Source organism: Micromonospora sp. AMSO1212t, from assembly GCF_008868145.1.
GTDB lineage: Bacteria > Actinomycetota > Actinomycetes > Mycobacteriales > Micromonosporaceae > Micromonospora > Micromonospora tulbaghiae.
Genome location: NZ_WBKS01000201.1, coordinates 1 through 6,737 on the forward strand (window position 1 = coordinate 1; position 6,737 = coordinate 6,737).

A 6,737-nucleotide genomic window follows, 5' to 3' on the forward strand; every position below is an offset into this window, starting at 1 on the left:
CCGCGATCTTGCACTTGGCGCCCGCAGGCGGACCGCAATGCCCGAAATGCCGGGGCACTGAATGCAAGATCAACGGGAGCTGGGGAGGGCGGGAGCTGGGGAGGGCGGGAGCGAAGGGCGGGACGCCTGGACGGGAAAGGCCGCCGGCCCCGGGAGGGGGCGGCGGCCTTTCGCCGGGGTTGGGTCAGCGCTGCTCGGCGGGGACGTAGTCCCGCTCGGTGGCGCCGGTGTAGATCTGCCGCGGACGACCGATCTTGGTCTCCGGGTCGTTGATCATCTCGCGCCACTGCGCGATCCAGCCGGGCAGCCGGCCGAGCGCGAACAGCACCGTGAACATCTTCGTCGGGAAGCCCATGGCCTTGTAGATAAGGCCGGTGTAGAAGTCCACGTTCGGGTAGAGCCGCCGGGACACGAAGAAGTCGTCGGCGAGCGCGATCTCCTCCAGCTGCACCGCGAGGTCCAGCAGCGGGTCCGGCTTGGCCATCCGGCCGAGCACGTCCTGGGCGGCCTTCTTCACGATGGCGGCGCGCGGGTCGTAGTTCTTGTAGACCCGGTGCCCGAAGCCCATCAGCTTCACGCCGTCCTGCTTGTCCTTCACCTTCTGCACGAAGGAGCGGACGTCGCCGCCGTCGGCGTGGATCTTCTGGAGCATCTCCAGGACGGCCTGGTTGGCGCCGCCGTGCAGCGGGCCGAACAGCGCGTTCACGCCGGCCGAGACCGAGGCGAACAGGTTGGCGTTGCTGGAGCCGACCAGCCGCACGGTCGACGTGGAGCAGTTCTGCTCGTGGTCGGCGTGCAGGACGAACAGCATGTCCAGCACCCGGGCGATCACCGGGTCGACCTCGTACGGCTCGGCCGGCACGCCGAAGTTCATCCGCAGGAAGTTCTCGACGTAGCCGAGCGAGTTGTCCGGGTACAGCAGCGGCTGGCCGATCGACTTCTTGTACGCGTACGAGGCGATGGTGGGGACCTTCGCCATCAGCCGCACCGTGGACATCTCCACGTGCTCGGAGTCGAACGGGTCCAGGCTGTCCTGGTAGAAGGTCGAGATGGCGCTGACGGCCGAGGAGAGCACGGCCATCGGGTGCGCGTCGCGGGGGAACCCGTCGAAGAAGCGGCGCATCTCCTCGTGCAGCAGCGAGTGCCGCCGGATCCGCTCGCTGAACTCCGTCAGCTGCGTCTGGGACGGCAGCTCGCCGTAGATCAGCAGGTAGGAGACCTCCAGGAAGGAGGACTTCTCGGCCAGCTGGTCGATCGGGTAGCCGCGGTACCGCAGGATGCCGGCATCACCGTCGATGTAGGTGATGGCGGACGAGCAGGACGCGGTGTTCACGAAACCGGGGTCGTAGGTGGTCATCCCGGTTTCCTTGAGCAGCTTGCTCACCCCGATCCCGGCGGGGCCCTCAACCGCGGACTGCACCGGCATCGACAGCTGCCCACCGGGGTGGTCGAGCTTGACTTCCGTCATCTGTTCCTCGCTTCGCCGGCAAGATCTTCGTTGAATTGCCTTCGCTTCTACCGTAATCACGGCGCGGAGAACACCGCTCGTCATGGTTTGAGGGTGAGGTGTGCGTCACCTGTTTCCCGGCCAGCCGGTCCGGAAACCGGATGGGAGCGCGGCCATGGGCACGTTCGGGAGGTCGGTCACGACAGCGTGAGCCGCCGCAGCGTCCCGTCGTCACCGACCCGGTAGAGGTCGAGCCGGTTGGCCCCGGCGGCGAACAGCCGGTCGTCGGCGAGCAGCGCCGCGAAGCGCCGTCCACCGACGTCCGGCGGCACGACGGGCACCACCGCGCCGACCGTCCCGTTGACCGCCACGGCGAGCCGGGTGCCGTCGGGCACGTCGTCCGGCACGGTGCCCCAGACCAGCGCCGGCAGTCCGCCGCCGGCCGGGTCGACCGCGTCGAACGCGTCCCGGTTCGCCACCATGGCCGACCCGCCTGCCGGCACGTCACCCACCCGGGTGCCGACGAGCGGGTCGACCGGAACCGGCGAAAGTGGGGCGGGCACGCCGCCGGTGACGGTGACCGGCTGGCCGGGGCGGTCGTAGAAGCGTTTGTCCGCCCGCTCGCGCGGCGCCGCCTTCGCCGACCGGCCGTCCATCCGCCAGGGCACCTTCATGTGCGTCTCGTCGGCGATCGTGGGCAGCAGGTCGACGTGCTCCCAGTTGCGGTCGTCCACCCGTCCGGCGCGCTGGCCGGGCTCCTTGACGAACATTGGCACCCAGGCCACCTCGTTCGCGGCGTGGTCGATGGCGTCCATCCCCCGGCCCTGCCAGTCGCGGCGGAAGCTCACCCCGTGGTCGGCGGTGACCACCACCAGCGCCTTGTCGTAGAGGCCGGTGGCGCGCAGCGTCCGCAGCGTCTCGCCGATCAGCCGGTCGGTGTAGCCGAGCTGGGCCAGGTGCCGGGCGCGGGCCAGGTCGACCCAGCCGGGCCCGTCGTTCGGCAGGTCCTCGGGCGCGGCGTAGTGCGCCCCGGACGGCAGGTACGCCCACGGCGAGTGCGGCATCAGCAGGTGCAGGAAGTGCAGCGTGGGCCGGGGGTCGGGGCGCAGCCCGGCCAGGAACGAGGTGAACCGGGCCGGCTGGTTGTCGTCCAGGGTGTCCCAGCGGAACTTCGGGTCGGCCGGCACCGGCTCGGCGGCGTCCAGGCCCGCTTCGGCGGCGGTCCGCTCGCGGTAGGAGTCCTCCGGGTCGACGCGGCTGTCCACCGGCGCGGCGATCCGGCCCATCAGCTTGCCGCTCTCCCGGACCAGCACGCCGAGTCCCTGTTCCGGTGTGGTTGCCTGCTCGCAGCGGCTCGGCGGGCAGAGCCGGGTGATGCTCTCCTCGGCCTTGATCCGGTAGAGGCCGCCGAGCGCGGTGAACAGGTTGTCCGGGTACTGCGAGTAGTGCGGCGCCGCCCCCCGCTCCGGGTAGCGCCCGGTGAGCATCGCGGGCAGCGCGTAGGGCGTCCAGCCGCTCACGCCGGTGGCGTTGCGGTACCACGTCGACCCGCCGGCCAGCGCCGCGAAGTTCGGATAGCGCTCGGCGTCGATCCGGCCGTCCGGGCCGAGCAGGGACACCAGCGGCAACTCGTCCAGCACGATCATGACCACCGGCGGGTGCGCGCCCGCGCCGGCCACACCGGCCGCGCCGCCCTCGCCGCGCGGCAGCACCACCGCCGAGGCCGGCGAGGCGAACAGGAACAACCCGACGAACACCAGCGGCCCGGCGGCCGCCACCCGCAGCACCCGCCGGGGCGCCCGCCACCGCCGGTGCGCGGCCGCTCCGGCGGCTCCGGCCACACCGGCGACGACAAGCAGGGGTACGCCCCGAAGCGGCGTGGCGTGCCGGCCGACCTGGACCGCCAGCGCGGCGAGCAGCAGGCCCACGATCGCGGTGTGCACGGCGGCCCGGGTGAGGCGTCCGGCGGGCAGCGTGAGCGCGCCGAGCAGCGCAACCGCGCCCAGTAGCGCGAACAGCGCTGTCGGCGCGAGCGCGATCAGGGCGACCAGGAGCAGCACGTCGACCCGGGAGGCGCGGTGGAACAGGAAGAAGTCGGGGCTGCGGCCGAGCACGTCGAGCAGCGGCTGGGTGACCACCAGCCCGACCAGCGCGGCGACCTCGGCCAGCCGGGACGCCTCGGCCCGCCACCAGGGCCGGCTCTCCCGGCGGTCCGGGCGGGCCGCGTGGTCCCGGGGTGGTGCGAGGGTGTCCTCAGCCACCCACCACCACCTGGTAGAGCGTGCGGGTGCCGGACGGCAGCTCGGTCCGGGCGACCACCCGGCCCCGGCGGGCCAGCAGCGCCTCGAAGGCGTCCCGCCGGTAGTCCGGGAACAGGCCGTCCGGCCTGTTCGCCAGCAGCCGGCGGGCCATCGGGTCGTCCGGGTGGACGAACTCCACCACCAGGCTGCCGCCGGTGGCGGTGAGCGCGGTGAGCTGGTCGAGCACCTCGGGCAGCGGCACGTTGCGCCCGATCGCCAGGTGGTGCACCACGGCCAGGGCGAGGACGGTGTCGGCGCGGGCCCGGTCGGCGAACGCGGCCCGTTCGACGCCGCGCCAGCCGCCGCCGGGTGACGGGTCGGCCAGGTCCATCACCAGCGGCAGGATCCGTGTCTCGCCCTCGTCGCGCAGCGCGCGGTAGAGCGTGTCGACCACCGCCGGGTCCTGCTCGACGGCGACGACGTGCGCGGCGTGCCGGGCGGCGATGCGGGCGTACCGGCCGTCGTTGGCGCCCAGGTCCAGCGCCGAACCGGGCCCGGTGGCGGCCACCGCCCGGTCGACGAACTCCTCCTTGGCCTGCCGGTCCGGCACCGAGTACGCGCAGGTGCGCTGGTAGTCCGACCAGTGGCTGTCGCCGGGCCGGTGGTCGAGCCGGCGGACCAGCTTCGCCAGTCCGCGTACCGTGGCCAGCGCCAGCTCGCGGGAGAACCCGGCGGCGCGCAGCTGGGCGCGGACGTCGGTGGTGCTCGCGGCGGAGTTGCGGGCCTGCATGGCGCCGTGCAGGTGCACGTGGGTGGGCACGCCGGCCCGCCAGCGCCGGGCGCCGCCGAACAGCCGCCGCATCTGGTCCGGCTCGACGCCGTCGACGCGGGCGCGCAGGAACGGCTGGAAGTCCAGCCCGAGGTGGGTCTGGATCAGCAGCGGGTAGAGCAGCGTCTGGCAGAACTGCCGGTAGCCGGCCCAGGGTTCGCCGTCGCGCAGCGCCTCGAACGAGCCGACGTCGATGAAGACGGGCCGGGCGCCGCGCCACTGCACGTTGTAGGCCGAGCCGTCCTTGGTGGTGAAGCCGGCCTCCAGGGCGGCCCGCAGCACGTCCAGGTGCAGCAGCGCCGCGTCGCGCAGCATCGCGGACGACCACTCGTAGGGGTGCGAGACGAACGGGATCCGCTCGTGCCGCAGCACCGCCGTCCAGGGCGCGTCGACCGGGGTCGGGGTCAGCTCCTCGGTGCCGACGATCTGCCCCCGGGCAGTGGCCTGCCGGAAGAAGTCGGTGACCGACAGCGCCCGCCAGTCCCGGGCGGAGCGCTCGTCGAGCCCGCGCAGCACCTCCTCGCCCCGGTGGAACACCCGGTTGCCGGGGTCGCGGAAGGAGCCGGGTTCGACGCGTACGCCGGTGTCGGGGATCGTCACGCCGCCGGGCCCTGGTCGGTGGGCTGACGGCGGAACCGGGACACCAGGCGGCGCCAGTAGAGCTTGGCGGCCACGGCCACCCCGGCCACCCCGCCGACCACCGCCTGCACGATGAGACTGCCGGATCCCGCGTCCAGGTAGGCCAGATGCGTCACGGCTGCTTTTCCTTCCCTCGCCGGTCATCGGAGCATGCCCGGAATGCGAGCTTTGCTGCTCGAAGCCGGACTTGTCCCTCACCGTAACGTCTCGGCCACCGGGTACGCGGCCACACCGGCCACTCGTCCCCCGTCCGATCCGTTCAAGACGGGCCGGGGCGGTCACGCCTACGGTGGCCGCATGACACCGCAGTTCGATCTGGTCGGGACCGTGGTCACCGACATGGCCCGCACGCTCGACTTCTACCGGCGGCTGGGGCTGCCGATCCCGGCCGGCGCCGAGACCGAAGGGCACGTCGAGGTCACCCTGCCGAACGGCGTACGGCTGGCCTGGGACACGGTCGAGGTGATCCGCAGTTTTCATCCCGAGTTCGACCCGTCCGGCGGCAACAACCGGATGAGCCTGGCCTTCCGGTGCGCCGACCCGGCCGAGGTGGACCGCTGGTACGCCGAGCTGACCGGCGCCGGACACCACGGCGAGATGCCGCCGTGGGACGCGTTCTGGGGCCAGCGGTACGCGGTCCTGCACGACCCGGACGGCAACGGCGTGGACCTGTTCGCCCCGCTGCCCGCGGCCGAGTAGACGCGAGCCGGCTCGCGGGCGGCTTCCGGACCGGTCAGCTCGCCTGCGGGCGGCTCCGGGCCGGGGCGAGCAGCCGGGTCGGCGGCACTCCGGTCAGCTCCCGCACCTCGCGGGTCAGGTGGGCCTGGTCGGCGTACCCGCCGCGCACCGCCACCTCGGCGAGCGGCGCACCGGTGCGGGCCAGGTCCAGCGCGCGGCGCATCCGCAGGATGCGGGCCAGCGTCTTCGGGCCGTACCCGAACAGGGCCCGGCTGCGCCGGTGCAGGGCACGCTCGCCGAGGCCGACCTCGGCGGCGGTCGCGGCGACCGTGGCCCCGGCGGCCAGGCGGGCGGCGACCCGCGCGCCGACCGGGTCGGGGCCGCCGGCCGCGAGCAGCCGGTCGCGGGCGACCCGGGTGAGCACCGAGGCGGCGGCGGGGGCGTCGGCAGCGCTGACGGCGTCGGGTCCGTCGTTGCGGATCGGCGCGGCCAGCGCCGTCTCGACCCGCTCGGTCACCTCGGCGGCGGCGCGGCCCCACAGGTCGGCCAGCGGTACGCGGCGGTCCCGCAGCTCCTCGGCCGGCACCCCGAACACGGCCGGGCCGGTCCCCGGCGGCAGGCGCAGCCCGACCCACCGGTCCCCCGGCGCGGACCGCGACAGGTGCGCGGTGCGGTCCGGGCCGGCGACCAGCAGCCCGGACCGGCTGGACCAGAGGAGGTCCAGGCACCCGTCCGGCAGCACGCGCGTCTCGCCCCCGCCGGAGACGCTGCTCCACAGCACCCCGCCGGGAATCCCCGCCACTGCCCACTCCCGGTACACACCCCCAACCCTGCCACCTCCCCGTCGATCATGAAGTTGACGGCACCGGCGCCCGGCGTGTCGCGCCGCCAACCTCATGATCGA

The 6,737-nt window shown here is 73.7% G+C and carries 6 protein-coding genes; 1 reads left to right on the top strand and 5 read right to left on the bottom strand.

The genetic code is table 11. From position 1 onward, the window contains the following. Nucleotides 1-184 precede the first annotated feature (184 nt). The 4 genes from F8279_RS28645 to F8279_RS30395 all read right to left on the bottom strand — a co-directional run bounded on the left by F8279_RS28645 (nucleotide 185) and on the right by F8279_RS30395 (nucleotide 5,271). Nucleotides 185-1,468, bottom strand: coding sequence for a citrate synthase (locus F8279_RS28645; protein WP_091427131.1), 1,284 nt, complete (start codon nucleotides 1,466-1,468; stop codon nucleotides 185-187). A 176-nt stretch (nucleotides 1,469-1,644) separates the two neighbouring features. After that, on the bottom strand, nucleotides 1,645-3,708 hold the full coding sequence (locus F8279_RS28650; RefSeq protein WP_091427132.1) for a sulfatase-like hydrolase/transferase: 2,064 nt from the start codon (nucleotides 3,706-3,708) through the stop codon (nucleotides 1,645-1,647). Continuing rightward, a complete protein-coding gene (locus F8279_RS28655; protein ID WP_091427133.1) occupies nucleotides 3,701-5,116 on the bottom strand; it encodes a methyltransferase domain-containing protein in 1,416 nt (471 codons plus the stop codon). Before F8279_RS28655 ends, F8279_RS28650 begins: the two co-directional genes overlap by 8 nt. Then, nucleotides 5,113-5,271, bottom strand: coding sequence for a hypothetical protein (locus F8279_RS30395; RefSeq protein ID WP_018787270.1), 159 nt, complete (start codon nucleotides 5,269-5,271; stop codon nucleotides 5,113-5,115). The genes F8279_RS28655 and F8279_RS30395 overlap by 4 nt, the downstream gene beginning before the upstream one ends. 181 nt (nucleotides 5,272-5,452) lie before the next feature. Here F8279_RS30395 and F8279_RS28660 point away from each other — a divergent pair, with 181 nt between their 5' ends. Then, nucleotides 5,453-5,854: a VOC family protein gene (locus tag F8279_RS28660; RefSeq protein WP_091427134.1), complete on the top strand. Its 402-nt coding sequence runs from the start codon at nucleotides 5,453-5,455 to the stop codon at nucleotides 5,852-5,854. Between the two features lie 34 nt (nucleotides 5,855-5,888). Here F8279_RS28660 and F8279_RS28665 read toward each other — a convergent pair whose 3' ends face one another. Continuing rightward, nucleotides 5,889-6,653: a helix-turn-helix transcriptional regulator gene (locus F8279_RS28665; protein WP_151501603.1), complete on the bottom strand. Its 765-nt coding sequence runs from the start codon at nucleotides 6,651-6,653 to the stop codon at nucleotides 5,889-5,891. Between the last annotated feature and the right edge of the window lie 84 nt (nucleotides 6,654-6,737).

Bases quoted from the DNA above. Each gene is read 5' to 3' on its own strand.
- F8279_RS28645 (WP_091427131.1), bottom strand. From the start codon at position 1,468: ATGACGGAAGTCAAGCTCGACCACCCCGGTGGGCAGCTGTCGATGCCG.
- F8279_RS28660 (WP_091427134.1), top strand. From the start codon at position 5,453: ATGACACCGCAGTTCGATCTGGTCGGGACCGTGGTCACCGACATGGCC.